Annotated in this window: 17 protein-coding genes; 10 read left to right on the forward strand and 7 right to left on the reverse strand. The window is 67.1% G+C overall.

All coding sequences use genetic code 11. From position 1 onward, the window contains the following. Both BG61_RS07760 and BG61_RS07765 read left to right on the forward strand, forming a co-directional pair. A partial coding sequence (locus tag BG61_RS07760; protein ID WP_241486489.1) for a pseudouridine synthase occupies positions 1 to 928 on the forward strand: 928 nt, incomplete at its 5' end. A gap of 217 nt (positions 929 to 1145) precedes the next feature. Then, positions 1146 to 1379: a hypothetical protein gene (locus BG61_RS07765; protein ID WP_035938087.1), complete on the forward strand. Its 234-nt coding sequence runs from the start codon at positions 1146 to 1148 to the stop codon at positions 1377 to 1379. Positions 1380 to 1429: 50 nt separating this feature from the next. Here the strand turns inward: BG61_RS07765 and def are convergent, their stop codons facing one another. From def to BG61_RS07790, 5 genes are all read right to left on the reverse strand, one after another. Beyond that, the gene (gene def, locus BG61_RS07770) at positions 1430 to 1963 is read right to left on the reverse strand and encodes a peptide deformylase (protein ID WP_035938085.1); all 534 of its coding nucleotides are present in this window, start codon (positions 1961 to 1963) and stop codon (positions 1430 to 1432) included. Then, on the reverse strand, positions 1960 to 4038 hold the full coding sequence (ligA, locus tag BG61_RS07775) for an NAD-dependent DNA ligase LigA (protein WP_035938083.1): 2079 nt from the start codon (positions 4036 to 4038) through the stop codon (positions 1960 to 1962). The genes def and ligA overlap by 4 nt, the downstream gene beginning before the upstream one ends. A 222-nt stretch (positions 4039 to 4260) precedes the next feature. After that, positions 4261 to 5487, reverse strand: coding sequence for a cell division protein ZipA C-terminal FtsZ-binding domain-containing protein (locus BG61_RS07780; protein ID WP_035938081.1), 1227 nt, complete (start codon positions 5485 to 5487; stop codon positions 4261 to 4263). A 149-nt stretch (positions 5488 to 5636) separates the two neighbouring features. Then, complete coding sequence (smc, locus tag BG61_RS07785; RefSeq protein WP_035938191.1) at positions 5637 to 9155, reverse strand: chromosome segregation protein SMC; 3519 nt, start codon at positions 9153 to 9155, stop codon at positions 5637 to 5639. A 247-nt stretch (positions 9156 to 9402) separates the two neighbouring features. Further along, positions 9403 to 10383, reverse strand: coding sequence for a DMT family transporter (locus BG61_RS07790; RefSeq protein WP_035938080.1), 981 nt, complete (start codon positions 10381 to 10383; stop codon positions 9403 to 9405). 430 nt (positions 10384 to 10813) lie between these two features. Between BG61_RS07790 and dapC the strand changes: the two genes are divergently transcribed. From dapC to cls, 6 genes are all read left to right on the forward strand, one after another. After that, the gene (gene dapC / locus BG61_RS07795; protein WP_035938190.1) at positions 10814 to 12043 is read left to right on the forward strand and encodes a succinyldiaminopimelate transaminase; all 1230 of its coding nucleotides are present in this window, start codon (positions 10814 to 10816) and stop codon (positions 12041 to 12043) included. A gap of 30 nt (positions 12044 to 12073) precedes the next feature. Then, complete coding sequence (gene dapD, locus BG61_RS07800; RefSeq protein WP_035938078.1) at positions 12074 to 12901, forward strand: 2,3,4,5-tetrahydropyridine-2,6-dicarboxylate N-succinyltransferase; 828 nt, start codon at positions 12074 to 12076, stop codon at positions 12899 to 12901. 2 nt (positions 12902 to 12903) lie between these two features. Further along, positions 12904 to 13275, forward strand: a complete 372-nt coding sequence (locus BG61_RS07805; protein WP_035938077.1) for an ArsC family reductase — start codon at positions 12904 to 12906, stop codon at positions 13273 to 13275. A gap of 122 nt (positions 13276 to 13397) precedes the next feature. Continuing rightward, positions 13398 to 14537: a succinyl-diaminopimelate desuccinylase gene (gene dapE, locus BG61_RS07810; protein ID WP_035938075.1), complete on the forward strand. Its 1140-nt coding sequence runs from the start codon at positions 13398 to 13400 to the stop codon at positions 14535 to 14537. 19 nt (positions 14538 to 14556) lie between these two features. Continuing rightward, positions 14557 to 15441 (forward strand): 50S ribosomal protein L3 N(5)-glutamine methyltransferase, encoded by an 885-nt coding sequence (gene prmB, locus BG61_RS07815; protein ID WP_035938073.1) that lies wholly within the window; start codon positions 14557 to 14559, stop codon positions 15439 to 15441. Positions 15442 to 15612: 171 nt separating this feature from the next. Further along, complete coding sequence (gene cls, locus BG61_RS07820) at positions 15613 to 17136, forward strand: cardiolipin synthase (protein WP_035938072.1); 1524 nt, start codon at positions 15613 to 15615, stop codon at positions 17134 to 17136. A 14-nt stretch (positions 17137 to 17150) separates the two neighbouring features. On the opposite strand, the gene BG61_RS07825 is transcribed toward cls, so the two are convergent. Continuing rightward, positions 17151 to 17630 carry a glutathione peroxidase gene (locus tag BG61_RS07825; RefSeq protein WP_035938070.1) on the reverse strand — a complete coding sequence of 160 codons (480 nt, stop codon included), beginning with the start codon at positions 17628 to 17630 and terminating at the stop codon, positions 17151 to 17153. Between the two features lie 239 nt (positions 17631 to 17869). On the opposite strand from BG61_RS07825, the gene BG61_RS07830 reads away from it, so the two are divergent. Then, positions 17870 to 19804 carry an ATP-binding cassette domain-containing protein gene (locus BG61_RS07830; protein WP_035938068.1) on the forward strand — a complete coding sequence of 645 codons (1935 nt, stop codon included), beginning with the start codon at positions 17870 to 17872 and terminating at the stop codon, positions 19802 to 19804. Between the two features lie 68 nt (positions 19805 to 19872). Then, positions 19873 to 20919 carry a CaiB/BaiF CoA transferase family protein gene (locus BG61_RS07835; RefSeq protein WP_035938067.1) on the forward strand — a complete coding sequence of 349 codons (1047 nt, stop codon included), beginning with the start codon at positions 19873 to 19875 and terminating at the stop codon, positions 20917 to 20919. Here the strand turns inward: BG61_RS07835 and BG61_RS07840 are convergent. Next, positions 20916 to 21179: a DUF2866 domain-containing protein gene (locus BG61_RS07840; protein ID WP_035938065.1), complete on the reverse strand. Its 264-nt coding sequence runs from the start codon at positions 21177 to 21179 to the stop codon at positions 20916 to 20918. The genes BG61_RS07835 and BG61_RS07840 overlap by 4 nt on opposite strands. Between the last annotated feature and the right edge of the window lie 121 nt (positions 21180 to 21300).

The following is a 21300-nucleotide window of genomic DNA, read 5'->3' on the forward strand; positions in this document are numbered from 1 at the left end:
CCCGGGCGGCAACGACGAGCGCCGCCCATTCAAGGCGCGCGGCGAGCCCCACCACACCGCCCGCGACACCGCGCATTCCGCCCCGAAGCGCACGGCGCCTCCCAAACCCGCCCCCGCGGCACCGCACCATCCCGACGCCTCCCCCGCGCGCATCGCGCGCGCGGGGGAAGAGGGTCTCGTGCGCCTGTCGAAGGTGATGTCCGAACTTGGCCTGTGCTCGCGTCGCGAAGCGGACGAATGGATCGAAAAGGGCTGGGTGCTGGTCGACGGCCAGGTGATCGACACGCTCGGCACGCGCATCCGCCCGGACCAGAACATCGAAATCCTGCCCGCCGCGCACGCCGCCCAGTCGCAGCAGGTGACGATCCTGCTGCACAAGCCGGTCGGCTTTGTCTCGGGACAGGCGGAGGACGGCTATCAGCCGGCCGTCACGCTGATCAACCCGTCGAATCACTGGGCCGACGACCAGTCCGGCATCCGTTTTTCCCCGAACCACTTGCGCACGCTCGCGCCGGCCGGCCGCCTCGACATCGATTCGACCGGCCTGCTCGTCCTCACGCAGGACGGCCGCATCGCGAAACAGCTGATCGGCGGCCATTCGGAGGTGGACAAGGAGTATCTCGTGCGGGTGAAATTCGGCGAGCACACGGTCGATGTCGAGCAGCACCTGCCCGCGGAAAGCCTCGCGCTGCTGCGCCACGGCCTGTCGCTCGACGACGTGCCGCTCAAGGCGGCGCAGGTCAGCTGGCAGAACGGCGAACAGCTGCGTTTCGTGCTGCGCGAAGGCAAGAAGCGCCAGATTCGCCGGATGTGCGAACTGGTCGGACTCGAGGTCGTCGGGTTGAAGCGCATTCGCATGGGACGCGTGACGCTCGGCGCGCTGCCCCCCGGCCAATGGCGCTATCTCGCGTCAGACGAGACATTCTGACCGCCATCGCGCACGCTTGCGGCAGCCAAAATTGCGTCGTGAAAAAACGACGCAAATCGAAAAAAACGGCGCGCACGAGGCTCATCGTGCGCGCCGTTTTTTTGATCGAATTTTGACTAAAGAAAATGGGCCATCCATCCGATAGGCAGGTATACGCAACGTAGCCGCCTCCGGATCGCGCGTATATCCGCATCAGACGCCATTGAGGAGAACCGCCATGTCAGTTGAGATCATTGTTCGCGAAACGAAAGCCGGCCTCGAAATCATCAGCGGACGGCGGCGGCTCGACGCCCTGCTCGCCCTGCGCGACGAAGTTGTCGTGATGAGCCCCGGCATCGGAGAGGTGGTGATTGCGCGGCTGCCCGACGGGCGTCTCCAGGCGTCGGCAGACCCCGAGCACGTGGCGCTCTTTCGTCAGCCGGATGCCGGCGCCAAGAAGACGTTTGCCTGAAACTGAAACAAGGCCGCGCGCACGAGCGGCCTCGTTCCCTGCATCGACGCTCAATCGTCCCGCGGCGAATCGAGTCCCGGAAACAGGATGTCGGTGAAGCCGAACTTCGAGAAATCGGTGATGCGCATCGGATAGAGCTTGCCGATCAGATGATCGCACTCGTGCTGCACGACGCGTGCGTGAAACCCTTCGGCGAGCCGCTCGATCGCGCCGCCGAACTGGTCGAAGCCCTGATAGCGGATCATCGAATAGCGCTGCACGGCGCCGCGCAGGCCGGGCACCGAGAGACAGCCTTCCCAGCCCTCTTCCATGTCGTGCGAATTCGGCGTGATGATCGGATTGATCAGCACGGTCTCCGGCACGGGCGGCGCGTCGGGATAGCGCTCGTTGTAGCCGAATCCGAAGATCACCACCTGCAGGTCCACGCCGATCTGCGGCGCGGCGAGCCCCGCGCCATTCGCGTCGCGCATCGTGTCGAACATGTCCTGGACGAGCGCATGCAGTTCGGGCGTGTCGAAATGCTCGACCGGCTGGGCGATGCGCAGCAAGCGCGGATCGCCCATTTTCAGGATTTCGCGGATCATTCGGTGACTCCTTCCAAAAGCTTGCGCATACCTTCTTCGTCGAGCACCGGAACGCCGAGTTCCTCGGCTTTCGCGAGCTTGCTGCCCGCATCCGCGCCCGCCACGACGTAATCCGTCTTCTTCGACACCGACCCCGCCACCTTCGCGCCGGCCGCCTCGAGCATTTCCTTCGCCTCCTCGCGCGAGAGCGTGGGCAGCGTGCCCGTCAGCACGACCGTCCTGCCCGCAAGCACGCCCTGCGGCGCCTTCGGCGCGGGCGGGCCCTCGGGCCACGACACCTTGCTGCGCAACTGCTCGATGACGTGCTGGTTGTGCGCTTCGGTAAAGAAGTTGTGGATCGATTCGGCGACCACCGGCCCGACGTCGTTCACTTCCAGCAACGCTTCGACGGACGCCGCCATGATCGGATCGAGCGAGCCGAAGTGCTTCGCGAGATCCTTTGCCGTCGATTCTCCTACGTGACGGATGCCGAGTGCATAGATGAAGCGCGCGAGTGTGGTGTGGCGCGCTTTATCGAGCGAATCGAGCAGGTTCTGGGCGGATTTGTCTGCAAAACGGTCGAGCGCGGCGAGCGTCGAAAAGCCCAGGCTGAAGAGATCGGCTGGCGTGCGCACGAGATTCTGCTCGACCAGCTGGTCGATGATCTTCTCGCCGAGCCCGTCGATATCGAGCGCCCGGCGCTGCGCGAAGTGCCACAGCGCCTGCTTGCGCTGCGCGGGACAGAAGAGGCCGCCGGTGCAGCGGGCGATCGCTTCGTCGGGCAGCCGCTCGATCTTCGAGCCGCACACCGGGCACGCCGTGGGCATCACGAACTCCCGGGCGTCATCGGGGCGCCGGTCCAGGATCGCGCCGACCACTTCCGGAATCACGTCGCCCGCGCGCCGCACGATCACCGTGTCGCCGATGCGGATGTCCTTGCGCCGTACTTCGTCTTCGTTGTGCAGCGTGGCGTTGGTCACGGTCGCGCCGCCGACAAACACCGGCGCGAGCCGCGCGACCGGCGTGATCGCGCCGGTGCGCCCGACCTGCACGTCGATCGCGAGCAACTGCGTGAGCGCTTCCTGCGCCGGGAACTTGTGCGCGAGCGCGAAGCGCGGCGCGCGCGAGACGAAGCCGAGCTTCGCCTGCTCGTCGAGCTGGTTGACCTTGTAGACGACGCCGTCGATGTCATACGGCAGGCCGTCGCGCTTCTCGCCGGTCTTCGCGAAGAAATCGAGCAGGCCCTGCGCGCCCTCGACCACGCCGCGCTCCGTGTTCACCGGCAGACCCAATTCCGCGTACCAGTCGAGCAGGGCCGCGTGCGTCGGCGGCATCCCGGCGCCTTCCAGCACGCCGATGCCGTACGCGAAGAACGACAGCGGCCGCTGCGCGGTCATCTTCGGATCGAGCTGCCTCAGGCTGCCCGCCGCGGCGTTGCGCGGATTGGCGAACTCGCGCTGCTCCGCTTCGCGCTGGCGCGCGTTCAGCCGATCGAAGTCGCGCTTGAACATCAGCACCTCGCCGCGCACGTCGAGCCGCTTCGGCACGTTCCCGCCCTTGAGCCTGAGCGGAATCGAGCGGATCGTGCGCACGTTGGCCGTGACGTCCTCGCCCGTCGCGCCGTCGCCGCGCGTGGCGGCCTGCACAAAGTGGCCGTCGTCGTAGCGAAGGGAGATCGCGAGGCCGTCGAACTTGAGTTCGCACGCGTATTGCACCGGCGCGTGGCCGAGCGCGTCGGACACGCGCTTGTCGAACGCGACGATGTCCTCTTCGGCGAAACCGTTGTTCAGCGAGAGCATCGGCACGTCGTGCATGACCGGCTCGAAGCCCGCCGCCACCTGGCCGCCCACGCGCTGCGTCGGCGAGTCGGGCGTGATCAGGTCGGGCTGGTCGGCCTCGATCTGCTGCAGTTCCTTGAAGAGCGTGTCGTATTCGGCGTCCGGCAGATCCGGCTGGTCGAGCACGTAGTACGCGTAGTTCGCGCGCTCCAGCTCCGAGCGCAGCCATGCGGCGCGCTCCGCCGGGCGATCGGCGCTCGGAACGGCGGCGGCGGACTTCGACTTGGCGGCGGCTTCGGCTTTCGATTTTGCGGACATGCGGGCGGGACGGGCAAAGAAAATTGAGGGTCGGCAGGCTTGATCCGATCGTTCGATTGTCTCAGAAGATCGGTAAATCGTGGCATCGGCCCAACGGACAACCCCGCGCGCTCGCTCGGGCGTGCACGACAAATCGCGCCCGGAGGGGCGCGATGCGAGGCGTCGGGATGAAGCGCGGCTTGCGAAGCCGCGTCGGCACGGCGAGCGGGCGCGCCGGCGGCCTTACTGGCTGAAGAGGCGCCGCGTGGCGGGCGAGCCCGCCGGGATGCCCGCCTGCTCCAGCTTGGCGTAGAGCGTCATCAACTGCTTTTCGATCGCGAGCAGCGCCGATTCCGGAAGCGGACGGCGCTGATCGTCGACGACCCGCGCGCCGATGCGCTCGGAGAGCGACTTCGCGTAATCGCACATCAGGCGGAACGGGAGGATGTCCTCGTCGGCGACGGGCACGTCGAGCACCAGCGTGATCATCTGGCCGCCCTTGTACGTGAGGTCGTCGCGCAGAAAGTTGGTGTCGCCGAACTGGAGCATGAAGACGGGGTTCTGCTTCGCGTCGAGCTTGACGAAACGCGTGCCGTCGCGCGAGAGCAGCAGGCCGTCCTGCGACGCCACCGCCTGCACGTAGTTCGCGGACCAGGGCGCGCCGTCGGAGAGAATGTTGATCGACAGCTGCGCGTCGCACTGGGCGGCGAAGGCGTCGAGTTCGCGCGCCATGCCGACGGTTTCCAGCATGTCGGGGAATTCGGGCGCGCCGTCGATCGCGTCGGCGAAACGCTGCACGCCGGTCACGAACTCGGAGAATTCGAGCTCGTTCAACGCGCCGCTGCGGTTCGCGAGTTGCGCGGCAGCGCGCAGCTCTTCATAGCGCGCGCCGTTCTTGAGCAGCTCCCACGTGGACGTGCCCTCCAGCTTGCCTTCGATGTTCACCGGCTTGCTGCCCGCGCGGCGCAGCCGCTGGGCAAGCGGAATCACCTTGTCGCCGGCGATCGGCGCGGTGAGGCGGATCGGCACGATGCAGTCGATGCGCCGGTCGACGAGCGCAGGCGGCGCCGACGAAATCGTGGTCGCAGCGGGCAGCACCGGCTCGGCCTCGTCGGCGTCCTCGTCCGCTCCCCGCGGCTCGCCGTTGGCCGAGGTCGCCTCGGCCTGAAGGTCGACGGCCGTGTCGGCGGGCGCGACCGCCGGCATCGGCGCGCCGCCGAAGCTCGGCTCGACGCGCGCATCCTTCGTTTCGCCCTCGCCGATTGCGGGCTCGCGGCGGGCGGGCCGCACCGGCTCGATGAACGGCTGCTCTTCGTCGGCGTCCTGGCGCGCGAGCGAATCCGCCGCGTCGTCGGGCATCGGACGCGGCATCCTGCGGCGCACCTTCGCGCTCTGCCAGGCGTTATAGACCACGACGCCGCCCACCACCACGGCACCGGCTCCGATCAAACCGAGTGTCAACTCGTCCATGCACGCTCCACCAAACTTTTAGTTGCGATGCGCCGCGCGATCTGTCGCGCACGCCTTCCGGCGTGCACAGGACTCCGCGCCTGCGCGCTTTCAGCCGGACAGGGTCCGGCCCTTCATCGGATCAAGGCTAACTTTGCGTCAACTTACCGTCAGCCTGCATTCTGTGCGAATCCGGCCGCGGATTCCATGTCCACGGCGACGATCCGCGACACGCCCTGTTCCTGCATCGTCACGCCGATCAGTTGCTGCGCCATTTCCATCGCGATCTTGTTGTGCGAAATGAACAGGAACTGCGTCTTGTCGGACATGGCGCGCACGAGATTGGCGAAACGCTCGGTGTTGGCGTCGTCGAGCGGCGCGTCCACCTCGTCCAGCAGACAGAACGGCGCCGGATTCAGCTGGAACATCGCGAACACGAGCGCGGTGGCCGTGAGCGCCTTCTCGCCGCCGGAGAGCAGGTGAATCGTCGAATTCTTCTTGCCGGGCGGCTGCGCCATCACCTGCACGCCGGCATCGAGGATTTCGTCGCCGGTCATGATGAGCTTCGCCTGCCCGCCGCCGAACAGACGCGGGAACAGCTCGCCGAAATGCTGGTTCACTTCGTCGAACGTGCCTTGCAGCAGGCCGCGCGTTTCCTGGTCGATCTTCTGGATCGCGTCTTCCAGCGTGCCGATCGCGTTGTTCAGGTCGGCCGACTGGGAGTCCAGGAATTCCTTGCGCTGCGTGGCCGTGGCGAGCTCGTCGAGCGCGGCCATGTTGACAGGGCCGAGCGCGGTGATCGCGTTGTTCAGGCGCGTGACTTCGCCCTGCAGATACGACGGCTTCAGATCCGGCGTGAGCTTCGCCTGCAGCTCGGCCTCGTCGACACCCGCCGCCAGCAGTTGCTCGACGAACTGCTCGCCGCTGATGCGCGCCGCCTGCTCCTTCAGCTGCAATTCGCCGATGCGCTCGCGCAGCGGCTGCAGTGAACGTTCGGCGGTGAGCCGGTTTTCATCGGCGTGGCGCAGGCGCGCGGTCAGGTCGTCGAGTTCGACGCGCGCCGCGTGCAGCGCCTCTTCCTTTGCCGCGCGCACTTCGAGCGCGTCCTGCAGGCCCGTGTGCGCCGTCTGCTCGTTGATCGTTTCGAGTTCGGCGCGCGCGTCCTCCAGCGCGATCGCGACGCGCTCGCTCTGCTCGCGCGCCGTCTCGATATTGCGCCGGTATTCCTCGATCTTCGCGGCAAGCCCGCGCACGGCAAAGCTCGCGTCGCTCGCCGCGCGCTCCAGGTCGCGTGCTTCCTGGCGGGCGTTCGTGAGCGTCTCGTCGAGTGCCTCGAATGCAAGCTGGTTGTCCTCGAAGCGCGCCTGCAACTCGGCAAGCTCGCTGTCGTGCCGCTCGAAGTTCGCCTCCGATTCGGCCCGCAGCGCGCGCTGCTCCTCGATCTGCGCGCCGATCTCCTCCAGTTCCTCGCGAATCTGCGTGCTGCGCTGCGTGTAGCGCTCGTGCGCCTGCGTGAGCTTGAGCACGTCGAGTTGCAGCGCGTGCACACGCTGCGTCGCGCGCTCGGCGGCCGAGCGTGCGTCCGCGAGCGCCTGCGACGCCTGCGTGTGCGCCGCCTCGGCATGCACGGCGGCGGCGCGTGCTTCGTCGGCGAGCAGCGCCTGGGCGCGCGCCTGGCGCGCCAGGTTCTCGATTTCCTGCTGGCGCGCGAGCATGCCGGCCTGCTCGGAATCGGCGGCGTAGAGCTGCACGCCGACGCGCGTCACCAGATGCCCCGCCTTCACGACGAACGTGCCGCCCTCGGGCAGTTGCGCGCGCGCGGCGAGCGCCTCCCCGATACCGTCGGCGACGAAGGTCGTGCCGAGCCAGTCGTTCAGCACGGCGCGAATGCCCGGGTCGTCGATGCGAACGAGCGACAGGAGCGTTCGCAGCCCCTGCGGCGTCTCGAGCGGACGGCCGGCGGGCGGCGGCGCGTAGAACGCGAGCTTGGCGGGCGGCGCGTCGGTGGCGAAGGCCTTGACCCAGTCGAGATTCGACACTTCCAGCGCCGTCATCCGCTCGCGCAGCGCGGCTTCGAGCGCCGTCTCCCAGCCTGCCTCGACGTGCAGCTTCTTCCAGAGACGCGGCAGGCCGCCCAGCTCGTGCTTGTCGAGCCACGGCTGGATCTTGCCTTCGGTCTGGACGTTTTCCTGAAGCTGCCTGAGCGCGGCGAGGCGCGCTTCCAGCTGATGGATCTGCGCGCTTTCCGCCTGCACGCGCTCCTGCGCCGCGCGGCGCTCGCCGTCGAGACGCGGCAGCGTTTCCTGCGCGCCGGCAAGGCGCGCCTGCGCCTCGGCGAGCATTTCCTGATGCTCGGCAAACTGCATGCGCATCTCTTCGAGCTGCGCTTCGTCAGGCGCGTCGAGCCCGCCCGCCTCGGTCTTGAGACGCTCGTGACGCTGCTGCAACTGCTGAAGCTGCTGGTCCGCGTTGCGCTGATGCGCCGCTTCGAGCTTGAGCGCCTGCTCCGTCTGCGCGATGCCGGCGCGCTCCTCGTTCAGCTGCGACTGCGCATCGCGCCAGCGCGCCTCAAGCGCGGGCAGCGCGTCGTGCTTCGCGGCCGCGTTATCCTGCGCGACAGCGGCCTTCTCCTCGCCGATCGCGAGCGCGTCCTCGGCCTCGGCGATCTCGCCGCGCGCCTTCTCGGCCTGCATCTGCCACTGCTCGCGCTGCGCGGTGAGCGCGGCGATCTGCGCCTGCACGCGATTGCGCGACTCGACGATGAACTTGATCTCCGCCTCGAGCCGGCTCACTTCCGAATTCGCTTCGTAGAGCGCGCCCTGCGCGCCCTGCATCGCGTCGCTCGCACTGTAGTGCGCAACGCGCAGCGTCTCCAGTTGCGCCTCCACTTCGCGCAGACGCGCCGTCTGCCCTTCGAGATCGGTCTGCGCCTCGCCGATCGCGCGCCGCTGGCGCTCGGCCTCGCTGCCCGCCTCGGTCTTGCGCAGAAGCCACAGCAAGCGCTGCTTTTCCTCGCCTTCGGCCTGCAACTCCTTGTACCTGGTCGCAACGACGGCCTGCGCCTCGAGCTTTTCGAGATTCGCGCCCAGTTCGCGGACGATATCCTCGACCCGCGTCAGATTTTCCCGCGTGTCATGCAGGCGATTCTCTGTTTCGCGACGCCGCTCCTTGTACTTCGACACGCCCGCGGCTTCTTCGAGAAACACGCGCAGCTCTTCCGGCTTCGCCTCGATGATCCGCGCGATCATGCCCTGCCCGATGATCGCGTAGGCGCGCGGGCCGAGACCCGTGCCGAGGAAGATGTCCTGAATGTCGCGGCGGCGCGCCGGCAGGTTGTTGATGTAGTAGCTCGACGTGCCGTCGCGCGTGAGCACGCGCTTCACGGCGATTTCGCCGTAGGTGCTCCATTGACCGGCGGCGCGGCCGTCGGCGTTGTCGAAGATCAGTTCGACGCTGGCCCGGCTGCCGGGCTTGCGCGCCGTCGAGCCATTGAAGATCACGTCCTGCATCGATTCGCCGCGCAGCTCGGAGGCGCGCGATTCGCCGAGCACCCAGCGCACGGCATCAATGATGTTGGACTTGCCACAGCCATTGGGCCCGACGACGCCGACCAGCTGGCCCGGGACCTGGAAATGCGTGGGATCGACGAATGACTTGAAGCCAGCGAGTTTTATCGAGGTCAGACGCACGGCGATATCGCTGTTGGAAAAGAATTCTGGCGTATACGCGGATACGGGGCCGACGGACCGCGCACGGCTTCGTGAGATCAGCCGCGCGAACGGCGTGCCGCCGGTCGAATCGCTCGGGCGTGCGCGCTGCCGGCCGGTCGCATCCGAACGCTGTTCGACATGCAATCAACGACTTGCAGCGGGTTTGCCGAATCGTCCGATTGACGATCCGGCTCGCTTGGTGGCACGGCCCGGCGAGCGGTCACAATCATACCATCGCGCGTGTCGATTTCTTCTTGGGGTGCGGCTCGTCGCGCGGCTCGTCACATTGCTCGCGAGGCTCCCGCGGATCGCGTGGTTCCTTCTCGCGATGCACCCAGCCCGACAGCACGCACGCCGCGACGATACACGCGCCGCCCGCCCACTCGCGCGCGCCCGGCACCTCGCCCGCGAAGAGCCACGCCGAGAGCGCCGTCACGACGAGCTCGAACAGCATGATGATCGACGCGCGGTTGGCCGGCACCTTCGCCAGGCCGATCTGCACGAGCATGTTGTTCGATGCGAGCACGATGCCGAGGCCCGCCACGAGCAACGCGACCATGCCGAGCTGCGACGCCGCGGGCGGCGCCGTCATCGGCTCGAAGAGCATCGCGACCGAAGCGACGAGCGCCGCGCCGCCGAAGATCGTCGCGGTGCGCATCTCGGATTTCATCGCGGGCAGCACGCGGCTCACCTTGACGATCAGCACGTTGCTCATCGCGAAGCCCATGCCGCCCATGAGCCCCGCCCATTCGGCGAGATTCGCGGGCAGCGGCAGGCCGAGCTCGGGCGACCAGAGCATCGTCGCCGCGCCCGCGAGCGACAGTCCGGCGAGCGCCACGCCTGAACGCGTCAGCCGCTCGTGCAGGATGAAATGCGCGAAGAGCGCGGTCCAGGCCGGGGTCAGATAGAAGAGCAGCAGCACGCGCATCACCTGCCCGTGGATCGCGCCCCAGACGAAGCCGATATTGGTCACCCCTGCCGCAATCGCGAGCGCGACGAGCAGCCAGTGCCACGAGATCGAGCGGATCGAGCCGCGCCGCACGAGGAGGACGAAGAGGCACGCGGCGGCGCTCGTCGCGGCACTCGCCGCCGTGCCGGTGAGGCCGAGCGCGGCGAGCATGCGCATCGGATACCAGACGAGGCCCCAGACGGACGCGCCGAGCATGATCGCGAGCGTCGGCAAGGTGCTGCCAATGCGCGGGTTCATTGCGATGCGCCCCTGCCGGTATCGCCGCCGGGTGTCTCCCTTGCCGCGGACATCTGCGCCGGCCTCTGCGCGATGCCTCTTTCCTTGCCTGACCGCATTCACTGCTCCATCGTTCTTGCGTTGCGCGCGCCGGGCTCCGGGAGGATCGTGCACCCGCCGGATGCCCTTGCCCGCCGCCTGCGCGCGGATAGTGCCGCTGTATAATCAAACGCTTCCCCGCGCGAATGCGCGGAAGCTCTCCCAGTTGCTGCCAGCTTAGTGCCACCAGCGCCAGCAGCGCCAGCAGTGCCAGATAGTGCCGAGCCGCGGCTCGCTGCGGCCCGCCCCGGGTCACGACGCCCAGGCGTCGGCCGGTGCGCGGGCCACCGCGCAGCAAGCCGTTTCGAATCCTCCGGACCCTTTTTTGCCGCCGTCATTCCTCGACTACGCCGTGAATCCACTTCTGCAGACACTTCAGCCGTATCCGTTCGAAAAGCTGCGCGCGCTCTTCAAGGACATCAAGCCGCGCGCCGGTTTCTCCCCGATCAGCTTCGGCATCGGCGAACCCAAGCATCCGACGCCCGCGATCGTGCGCGATGCCGTCGTGAACGCGCTCGGCGGCCTGTCGGCCTATCCGGCGACGCTCGGCAGCGAGCCGCTGCGCCAGGCCATCGCCGCGTGGGTCGAAAAGCGCTACCACCTCCCCGCCGTCGATGCCGCCACGCAGGTGCTGCCCGTCTCCGGCTCGCGCGAAGCGCTTTTCGCGCTCGCGCAGACCGTGATCGACAGCCGGGGTGCCGGCCCGGCCGGCGCGGCAGCCGAACGGCCGATCGTACTCTGTCCGAACCCGTTCTATCAAATCTACGAGGGCGCGGCGCTCCTCGCGGGCGCCGTGCCGTACTTCGCCAACAGCGATCCGGCGCGCAACTTCGCCTGCGACTATTCGGCGGTGCCTGAGGAAATCTGGGCGCGCACGCAACTGCTCTACGTCTGCACGCCGGGCAATCCGACGGGCGCCGTGCTCACGCTCGACGACTGGCGCGAGCTCTTCGCCCTGTCGGACAAGCACGGCTTCGTGATCGCCTCCGACGAATGCTATTCCGAGATCTACTTCGACGAAGCCTCCCCGCCGCTCGGCGGCCTCGAGGCGGCGCACCGGCTCGGGCGCGGCTTCGAGCGGCTCGTGATGCTCTCGAGCCTCTCGAAGCGATCGAACGTGCCGGGCATGCGCTCGGGCTTCGTCGCGGGCGACGCGTCGATCCTGAAGAGCTTCCTGCTCTACCGCACCTATCACGGCACGGCGCTCTCCACCGTGTACCAGACGGCGAGCGCCGTGGCGTGGCAGGACGAAACCCACGTGCGCGAGAACCGCGCGAAATACCTGCAAAAGTTCACGGCGGTCACGCCGATGCTCGCCGAGGTGCTCGACGTGCGCCTGCCGGACGCCGCGTTCTACCTGTGGGCCAACGTCCGCCGCACCGGCCTCGCCGACACCGAGTTCGCCGCGCGTCTCTACGCCGACTATAATGTGACGGTTCTGCCCGGCTCCTATCTCGCGCGCACCGCGCACGGCACGAATCCCGGCGAGGGGTTCGTGCGCATCGCGCTCGTCGCCGCGCTCGAAGAATGTGTCGAGGGAGCGCGCCGCATCGTCGAGTTCTGCCGCTCGCTCGCGCAGTAAATCCATCCTCCATTACCGATACCACTCAACATGTCGCAACAACTTCAGCAGATCATCGATACCGCCTGGGAAAACCGCGCCGAGCTGTCGCCGAAAGCCGCGCCCGCCGAAGTGCGCGACGCCGTCGCGCACGCGATCGAGCAGTTGGACCGTGGCCAGTTGCGCGTGGCCGAGAAGCAGAACGGCGACTGGATCGTCAATCAGTGGCTGAAGAAGGCCGTGCTGCTGTCGTTCCGCCTGGAAGACAACGCGCCGATGCCCGCGGGCGGTTACTCGCAGTTCTACGACAAGGTGCCCTCGAAGTTCGCGAACTACACGGCCGAAGACTTCGCCGCGGGCGGCTTTCGCGTCGTGCCGCCGGCCATTGCGCGCCGCGGCTCGTTCATCGCGAAGAACGTCGTGCTGATGCCGTCGTACACGAACATCGGCGCCTACGTGGACGAAGGCACGATGGTCGATACCTGGGCGACGGTCGGTTCGTGCGCGCAGATCGGCAAGAACGTGCACCTGTCGGGCGGCGTGGGCATCGGCGGCGTGCTGGAGCCGCTGCAGGCGAACCCGGTCATCATCGAGGACAACTGCTTCATCGGCGCGCGCTCGGAAGTGGTGGAAGGCGTGATCGTCGAGGAGAACTCGGTCATCTCGATGGGCGTCTATCTCGGCCAGAGCACGAAGATCTACGACCGCGAGACCGGCTCGGTCACCTATGGCCGCATTCCGGCGGGCTCGGTCGTGGTCGCGGGCAACCTGCCGTCGAAGGACGGCACGCACAGCCTCTACTGCGCCGTCATCGTGAAGAAGGTCGACGCCAAGACGCGTGCGAAGGTCGGCCTGAACGAACTGCTGCGGGGCGACTGATCGTGGCGCGAGGTTCCGTGAATACGACCGTCGTCTACGGCATTCCGAACTGCGACACCGTGAAGAAAGCGCGCGTGTGGCTGGAAGAGCACGGCGTGCCGTTCGAGTTCCACGACTTCAAGAAGGCGGGTGTCTCGACGGCGCTTCTGCAGGACTGGCTGAAGGACGTGTCGCTCGACGAGCTCATCAACCGGCGCGGCACGACCTGGCGCGGGCTCTCCGACACCTACAAGGCCGAAGCCGGCACCACGCCGGGCGCGATCGCGCTGATGATCCACAAGCCGTCGATCATCAAGCGGCCGGTCGTCGTGGTGAACGGGCGGGTGAAGACGCTCGGCTTTTCGGCCGAGCAGTACGAAACGCTGTTCGCCTGACGCTCTTCGTCGCGCGTATGCGCTGCGCTTTCATGTCGCGCTTTTACGTCGCGCTTTTTCATCGCTCAACGCAAATGCCGGCCGCCGCGCCGGCATTTTTTTATTGAAAGTGGCTTGAATCCATGTCCGGCACCCTCCTCCTCACCGAAGACCTGATCGCCCGCGCCTCGGTCACGCCCGACGACCAGAACTGTCAGGCGCTCCTCGTGGAACGCCTGTCGGCAGTCGGCTTCGACTGCGAAACGATTCGCTCGGGCGGCGTCACGAACCTGTGGGCGGTCAAGCGCGGCTCAGCGGGCACCGGCGGCAAGCTGCTAGCGTTCGCCGGCCACACCGACGTGGTGCCGACCGGCCCGCTCGAACAATGGACCTCGCCGCCCTTCACGCCGACCCATCGCGACGGCAAGCTCTACGGGCGCGGCGCGGCGGACATGAAGGCGTCGCTCGCGGCGTTCGTCGTGTCGAGCGAGGAATTCGTGAAGGCTCATCCGGAGCATCGCGGCTCGCTCGCGCTGCTCATCACGAGCGACGAGGAAGGCCCGGCCACCGACGGCACCGTCAAGGTCGTGGAAGCGCTGAAGGCGCGCGGCGAGCGGCTCGACTACTGCATCGTCGGCGAGCCGACCTCCTCGGACACCCTCGGCGACGTGGTGAAGAACGGCCGCCGCGGCTCGATGTCGGGCAAGCTCGTCGTGAAGGGCCTGCAGGGACACATCGCGTATCCGCATCTCGCGAAGAATCCGATCCACCTGCTCGCGCCCGCGCTTGCCGAGCTCGTCGCCGAACACTGGGACGAGGGCAACGAATACTTCCCGCCGACCACCTGGCAGGTCTCGAACCTGTCGAGCGGCACCGGCGCGACCAACGTGATTCCCGGCCACGCGGAACTGCTGTTCAACTTCCGCTTCTCGACGGCGAGCACGGTGGAGGGCCTGCAAAGCCGCGTGCACGAGATCCTCGAGCGACACGCGCTCGACTACGACCTGACCTGGACCGTAAGCGGACTGCCGTTTCTCACGCCGCGCGGCTCGCTCTCGAACGCGCTGGAAAAGGCGATCCTCGACGAAACCGGCGTGCGCACCGAGCTCTCGACGACGGGCGGCACGTCGGACGGCCGCTTCATTGCGCGCATCTGCGAGCAGGTGGTCGAGTTCGGGCCGCCGAACGGCAGCATCCACAAGATCGACGAACACATCGAAGTGCAATTCATCGAGCCGCTGAAGAACGTCTATCGCCGCGTGCTCGAACAACTGATCGCCTGAAAAACAAAGGAGCCTTGCGATGGCGCTGCCCTTCACCACCCTGCGTGACCTGCTGCGCTTCGGCGTGTCCCGTTTCACCGAAGCCGGATTGTCGTTCGGCCACGGCTCGTCGAACGCCTACGACGAGGCCGCCTATCTGATTCTTCACACGCTGCATCTGCCGCTCGACACGCTCGACCCGTTCCTCGACGCGCGCCTGCTCGACACGGAAATCGACGCGGTCATGAAAGTGATCGAACGCCGCGCGGCCGACCGCGTGCCGGCCGCGTACATCACGCACGAAGCGTGGATGCACGGCCACCGCTTCTTCGTTGATGAACGCGTGATCGTGCCGCGCTCGTTCATCGGCGAATTGCTGCAGGACGGCCTGCAGCCGTATGTCGCCGACCCTGACCAGGTGTCGCACGTGCTGGAGCTGTGCACCGGTTCGGGATGCCTCGCGATTCTGGCCGCGCAGGCTTTCCAGAACGCGGACATCGACGCCGTGGACATCTCCCCGGCCGCGCTCGAAGTCGCGCATCGCAACGTGGACGACTACGGGCTCGCCGAGCGTATCTCGCTCTACGAAGGCGATCTCTTCGCGCCGCTGCCGGGCGGGCGCTACGAGGTGATCATCACGAATCCGCCGTACGTGAACGCCACGGCGATGCAGAACCTGCCGGCCGAGTACCGGCACGAGCCCGAACTCGCGCTCGCGGGCGGCGCGGACGGCATGGACGTCGTGCGGCGCATCGTCGGCGAGGCGCGCAGGTGGCTGACCGAGGACGGCGTGCTCGTCGTCGAGATCGGCAACGAGCGCGAGAACGTCGAGGCGTCGCTTGGCGGGCTCGATCTCGTCTGGCTCTCGACCAGCGCCGGCGACGACAACGTGTTCCTGATCCAGGCCGCCGATCTGCCGGGCTGAGCCGGCTTGCGCGGGCGCAAACGCGGCACGGTTTACAAAACCGTGCCGCGCGGTCGTTCGGTAAGATGACGGATCGTCGGCCGTGGCCCGGACAGGCGCGGCAGTCCCTGATGTATCAGCACCCCGGCATCGGCACCCCGGTTCTGCCGCCACGCGAGCTGCGCGCGCACAATGGAACTAGACTGGCTTCACCTCGGCACTCTCGTCTTCCTGGCACACATGCTCGGCATCATTGCCGCATGCCACGCCGTCGTGAACACGCGCACGTCGCAGGGCGCGGTTGCGTGGGCCGTGTCGCTCGTCGCGATGCCTTATTTCACGCTCGTGCCGTATCTCTTCCTCGGCCGCAGCAAGTTCGCCGGCTACATCGACGAGCGGCGCCTCGAGAACGAAATCCTGCGCAGCCGCGCGCATCCCGCCGAGTGGCATTCGGACCACGCCAGCCATGCGGGCGGCACCGCCGCGCTGCAAGACGTGTCCGGCGCAACCGCCACGGCCGATGCAACCGGTCCTTCCGAGCTGCGCGGCGTGGCGGCGCCCGGACCGGCGGCCTATCTCGGCAATCCCGCCATCCGCACGCTCACCCGCCTCTCCGGCATGCCGTTCCTGCGCGGCAATTCGGTGCGCGTGCTGCTCAACGGCGACGCCACCTTCACCGCGATTCTCGAAGCAATCGAACGCGCGAAGCACTACGTGATCGTGCAGTTCTTCATCGTGCGCGCAGACCCGCTCGGGCAACTGCTCAAGGAACTGCTGATCGCGAAGGCGCAAGCGGGCGTGCGCGTCTATTTCCTCTACGACAGCATCGGCAGCTTCGACCTGCCGCGCCGCTACGTCGACGCGCTGCGCGCGGCCGGCGTCGAAACGCATCCTTTTGCGACCAAGCGCGTCTTCGTCAACCGCTTCCAGATCAACTTCCGCAATCATCGGAAGATCGTGATCGTCGACGGCGAGCGCGCGTTCGTCGGCGGGCATAACGTCGGCGTCGAATATCTGGGCGGCAACCCGCGCCTCTCGCCGTGGCGCGATACCCACGTGGAAGTGCGCGGGCCGGCGGTCGCGAGCATCCAGTTCGTGTTCACCGAAGACTGGTACTGGGCCACCCAGCGGCTGCCGGAAGTCGGGCCGGCGAGCCCGTCCGGCGACGACATGCATTGCATGGTCCTGTCGAGCGGTCCCGCCGACAAGCAGGAAACCTGCTCGCTCTTTTTCGTCGAGGCGATCAACGCGGCGCGCGAGCGGATCTGGATCACGACGCCCTATCTGATCCCCGACGAAGCCGTGTTCTCGGCCTTGAGGCTCGCGGTGCTGCGCGGCGTGGACGTGCGCATCATGATTCCGAGCCGGCGCGACCATCACGTGGTGTTCGCCGCGTCGAAGCTGTATGCCTACGACGCCATCAACGCGGGCGTGCGCATCTTCCGCTACCGGCCGGGCTTCCTGCACCAGAAAGTCGTGCTGGTCGACCATATCGCCGCCGCGATCGGCAGCGCAAATCTCGACAACCGCTCGTTCCGGCTCAACTTCGAGATCATGGTGCTAACGGTCGACAGCGGCTTCGCGAGCCAGGTGGAGGCGATGCTGCTCGAGGACTTCGCGCAGTCGTACGAAATCGACGTGAACGACTATCGCGGCGCGCCGGCGTGGCGGCGCATGACGATGCACGTTGCAAGGCTCTTTTCACCGATCCTCTAGGCCGCGCGGCGTGCCTACAGCAGTTTTTCCACGTCGTCCGTGATCGATTCCGGCTTCGTGATCGGCGCAAAGCGCTTGACAATGTTGCCCTGGCGGTCGACCAGGAACTTCGTGAAATTCCACTTGATCGCCTCGATGCCGAGCACGCCCGGCTCCTTCTCCGTCAGATACTTATAGAGCGGATGTGCGTTCGCGCCGTTGACCTCGATTTTCTCGAACATCGGAAACGTCACGCCATAGTTCGTTTCGCAGAAGCTGCCGATCTGCGCTGCGTCGCCGGGTTCCTGCTTGCCGAACTGGTTGCACGGAAAGCCGAGCACCTCGAAACCGCGCGACGCGTAGCGCTCGTACAGGTCCTGGAGGCCCTTGTACTGCGGCGTGAATCCGCACTCGCTCGCCGTGTTGACGATGAGCAGCACCTTGTCGCGGTACTTGTCGAGGCTGACGGTCTCGCCCCCGAGCGTCTGGGCTGAGAATGCGTAGAGATTGTCCATTCGATGCTCCGCGGATTGAAAAAATCAGTCTAAGCCAAAATGCCCGGACGAGGCAGCCGGCCGGTTGGCACAGGCAAAAGCGCCGAACGGATGCGGCCTGAGCTGGCGTGACTTCGGGCGCCCCCGCATCCCGCCCACGGCAGCGTGCGTGCCGCCGAGCACCCGTTGCCCTCACCCCCGCGCCCCAACCCGCCGACAGTCTAAAATAGCGATTTCCCCCAAAGCCCGGTCCTCACGTCGTGATTCGCTTCAACCAGTTCACCCTCGCCCGCGGCACCAAGCCGCTATTCGACGCCACCACGTTCGCCCTCAACCCGGGCGAGAAGGCCGGCCTCGTCGGCGCGAACGGCGCGGGCAAATCGACGCTCTTCTCCGTGCTGCGCGGCGAACTGCACGCGGACGGCGGCGACTTCTCGATGCCGCCGTCCTGGCAGATCGCGCACGTCGCACAGGAAACGCCGGCGGTGGACCGCACGGCGCTCGACTACACGCTCGACGGCGACGCCCAGATGCGCGCCATCGAAGCGCGCATCGCCGCGGCGTCCGCCGCTCACGACGGCGCCGCCGAAGCGCACGAGCACGCCGCATTCGCCGACGCCGACGGCTACACCGCCCCCGCGCGCGCTGAAGCGCTCCTGCTCGGCCTCGGCTTCACGCTTGCGCAGACGCGCGAGCCCGTGAGCAGCTTTTCGGGCGGCTGGCGCATGCGCCTGAACCTCGCGCAGGCGCTGATGTGCCGCTCCGACCTGCTCCTGCTCGACGAACCGACCAACCACCTGGACCTCGACGCGATCGTCTGGCTCGAAGACTGGCTGCACCGCTATCCGGGCACGCTGATCGTGATTTCGCACGACCGCGAATTTCTCGACTCCGTCTGCAACGTCACGCTGCATCTGGAGAACCGGCAGATCAAGCGCTACGGCGGCAACTACAGCCAGTTCGAAATCCTGCGGGCGCAGCAGATCGCACTGCAGCAGAGCGCGTACGAGAAGCAGCAGAAAACGGTCGCGCACCTGCAGAGCTTCATCGACCGCTTCAAGGCGAAGGCGACCAAGGCGAAGCAGGCGCAAAGCCGCGTGAAGGCGCTCGAAAGGATGGAATTGATCGCGCCCGCGCATGCTTCGTCGCCGTTCACGTTCGAATTCCGCATGCCCGACGCCGCGCCGAACCCGATGATCGTCATGGACGACGTGCGCTGCGGCTATCACACGGACGCGGGCGACGAAGTGCCGATTGTCGAAGGCGTGACGCTGTCGATACAGAACGGCCAGCGCATCGGCCTGCTCGGTGCGAACGGCCAGGGCAAGTCGACGCTCATCAAGACGCTCGCCGCCACGCTCGACGCATTGAGCGGCACCGTCCGGCAAGGCAAGGGCCTCTCCATCGGCTATTTCGCGCAGCATCAGCTCGAAACGCTGCGCCCCGACGACTCGCCGCTTCAGCACCTCGGGCGCCTCGCGCCCGACACGCGCGAGCAGGAATTGCGCGATTTCCTGGGCGGCTTCAATTTTTCAGGCGAGATGGCGACCGCGAAGATCGCGCCCTTTTCCGGCGGCGAGAAGGCGCGGCTCGCGCTCGCGCTCATCATCTGGCAGAAGCCGAACCTTCTCCTGCTCGACGAGCCGACCAACCACCTCGACCTCGAAACGCGCCACGCGCTCACCATGGCGCTCGCGCAGTTCGAAGGCACGCTGATCCTCGTCTCGCACGACCGGGCGCTCCTGCGCGCGACAACCGACATTTTCATGCTCGTCGCGAAGCACCGGCTGCAGCCGTTCGACGGCGATCTCGACGACTACCGCGACTGGCTCCTGCAGCACGCCGCCGAAACGCGCGCCGCCGCGAAGGAGGCGAGCGCCTCGCCCGACGGCATGCAGGACCTGGGGGTGAATCGCAAGGAGCAGCGCCGGCAGGAGGCGCAGGAGCGGCAGAAGCTCTCGCATCTGAAGAAGCCGTTGCAGTCGCGCATCGCGAAAATCGAGAAGGAAATGGACGCGCTCAACACGGAAAAGGCGGCGCTCGACACGTACGTCGCCGATCCGGCGAGCTACGAGCCCGCCGCGAAGGCAAAGCTGACCGAATCGATCCGCCGCCAGGCCGACGTCAACGCGCGGCTCGAAGCGCTGGAGCACGAGTGGCTCGAAGCGCACGAGGAACTGGAGCAGATCGGCTGATTTGCGCCTGATTTGCCGCCAGATTGCCGCCAGAGAAACGCAGCACGTCAAACGACGGAGACCGGACCTTGACACAGCCCAACGCACTCGACGGCCTGCGCGTTCTCGACCTGACGCGCCTTCTGCCCGGCCCGGTCGCCACGCTGCGGCTCGCGGAACTGGGCGCGGACGTGCTCAAGATCGAGCCGCCCGGCGAGGGCGACTACACCCGCACGATGCTGCAAAGCGACGCCGACCGCGCGGCGGGCACGCCGAGCGCGTTCTACCGGCTCGTCAACCGCGGCAAGCGGCAACTCGCGATCGACCTGAAGAGCGCCGACGGGCGCGCGCAGCTGATCGCGCTCGCGCGAGAGTCGGATGTGCTCGTCGAGAGCTTCCGGCCGTCCGTGATGGCGCGGCTCGGCGTAGGCTACGACGTCCTGCGCGACGCGAACCCGAAACTGGTGTATTGCGCGATCACGGGCTTCGGCGCCGACGGCCCGTTCGTCGACAAGGCCGGCCACGACCTGAACTACGTCGCCTACGCGGGGGTGCTCGATCAGCTCGCCGCGCCCGACGGCACCCCGATCCTGCCGAATTTCCAGATCGCGGACCTGCTGGGCGGCGCGCTCGCCGCCGTCACGCAGATTCTCGCGGCGCTGTGGCACGTGGCACGCGGCGGCGACGGGCGATGCCTGAATGTGTCGATGACGCATGCCGTGCACACGCACAACGTCATGGCGCACATCGCGCTCGCCAATCAGGCCGAGCCGAGCACGCGTGCGGGCGCGGGGCTTCTGAACGGCGGCGTGCCCTGCTACAACGTGTATCGCACGCGCGATGACCGCTTCATCGCGCTGGGCGCGCTGGAGCTCAAATTCTGGGAAACATTGTGCAAGGCGATCGGACGGCCCGAATGGGCGGCGCGGCACTGGAGCCTCGGGGAAGCGCCGGGCGGCGCCGGTGCGGCGGAACTCACGCAGGCGCTGGCGGCGATCTTCCGCGAGCGCACGCGCGACGAATGGACCGCGCTTCTGGAGCCGCTCGACTGCTGCGCGGCGCCGGTGCTCACCCCGGCGGAAGCGGCCGCACATCCGCTGTTTCGCCGCGACGAGCGGCCGGCGGTGCGCGCCTAGCGGCGCGGCAAGGTCTGCCGGGGCATGCGCTCGTCGTCGACGAGCACGTGCTTTCTGCCCGTCACATGATGGCGGATGGTCGCGACGACTTCGTCTTCGGTCACGTCCGCCGCCACCGCGCGGCGCGAAATCTGCCCCTCCGCGTCGATCCATTCGACGATCCGGCAGCCTCCGCCCCATGGCTGTTCGATCGGCGCGGAGACGCGGCAGCCGCGCAAATGGAACGTCGGATTCGGCCGGGATTGGTCTGAGTGTTTCAAGGCGTGGTCCTTTGAGCTCGTATCGGCTTTCGGTTTCGTAGCCGTACAAGCATAAGAAAACCGCGCAACGATTGGGTTACACGCGCTGCCAACTCTTTTACACCACATTACGAGGGCCGGA

The organism is Caballeronia glathei (genome assembly GCF_000698595.1).
GTDB lineage: Bacteria > Pseudomonadota > Gammaproteobacteria > Burkholderiales > Burkholderiaceae > Caballeronia > Caballeronia glathei.

What these genes read in the sequence shown, in the direction of transcription:
- BG61_RS07780 (WP_035938081.1), bottom strand. Translation starts at nt 5,487, where the DNA reads ATGGACGAGTTGACACTCGGTTTGATCGGAGCCGGTGCCGTGGTGGTG.
- ligA (WP_035938083.1), bottom strand. Translation starts at nt 4,038, where the DNA reads ATGTCCGCAAAATCGAAAGCCGAAGCCGCCGCCAAGTCGAAGTCCGCC.
- cls (WP_035938072.1), top strand. Translation starts at nt 15,613, where the DNA reads ATGGAACTAGACTGGCTTCACCTCGGCACTCTCGTCTTCCTGGCACAC.
- def (WP_035938085.1), bottom strand. Translation starts at nt 1,963, where the DNA reads ATGATCCGCGAAATCCTGAAAATGGGCGATCCGCGCTTGCTGCGCATC.
- BG61_RS07825 (WP_035938070.1), bottom strand. Translation starts at nt 17,630, where the DNA reads ATGGACAATCTCTACGCATTCTCAGCCCAGACGCTCGGGGGCGAGACC.
- BG61_RS07790 (WP_035938080.1), bottom strand. Translation starts at nt 10,383, where the DNA reads ATGAACCCGCGCATTGGCAGCACCTTGCCGACGCTCGCGATCATGCTC.
- BG61_RS07765 (WP_035938087.1), top strand. Translation starts at nt 1,146, where the DNA reads ATGTCAGTTGAGATCATTGTTCGCGAAACGAAAGCCGGCCTCGAAATC.
- dapE (WP_035938075.1), top strand. Translation starts at nt 13,398, where the DNA reads ATGTCCGGCACCCTCCTCCTCACCGAAGACCTGATCGCCCGCGCCTCG.
- prmB (WP_035938073.1), top strand. Translation starts at nt 14,557, where the DNA reads ATGGCGCTGCCCTTCACCACCCTGCGTGACCTGCTGCGCTTCGGCGTG.
- dapD (WP_035938078.1), top strand. Translation starts at nt 12,074, where the DNA reads ATGTCGCAACAACTTCAGCAGATCATCGATACCGCCTGGGAAAACCGC.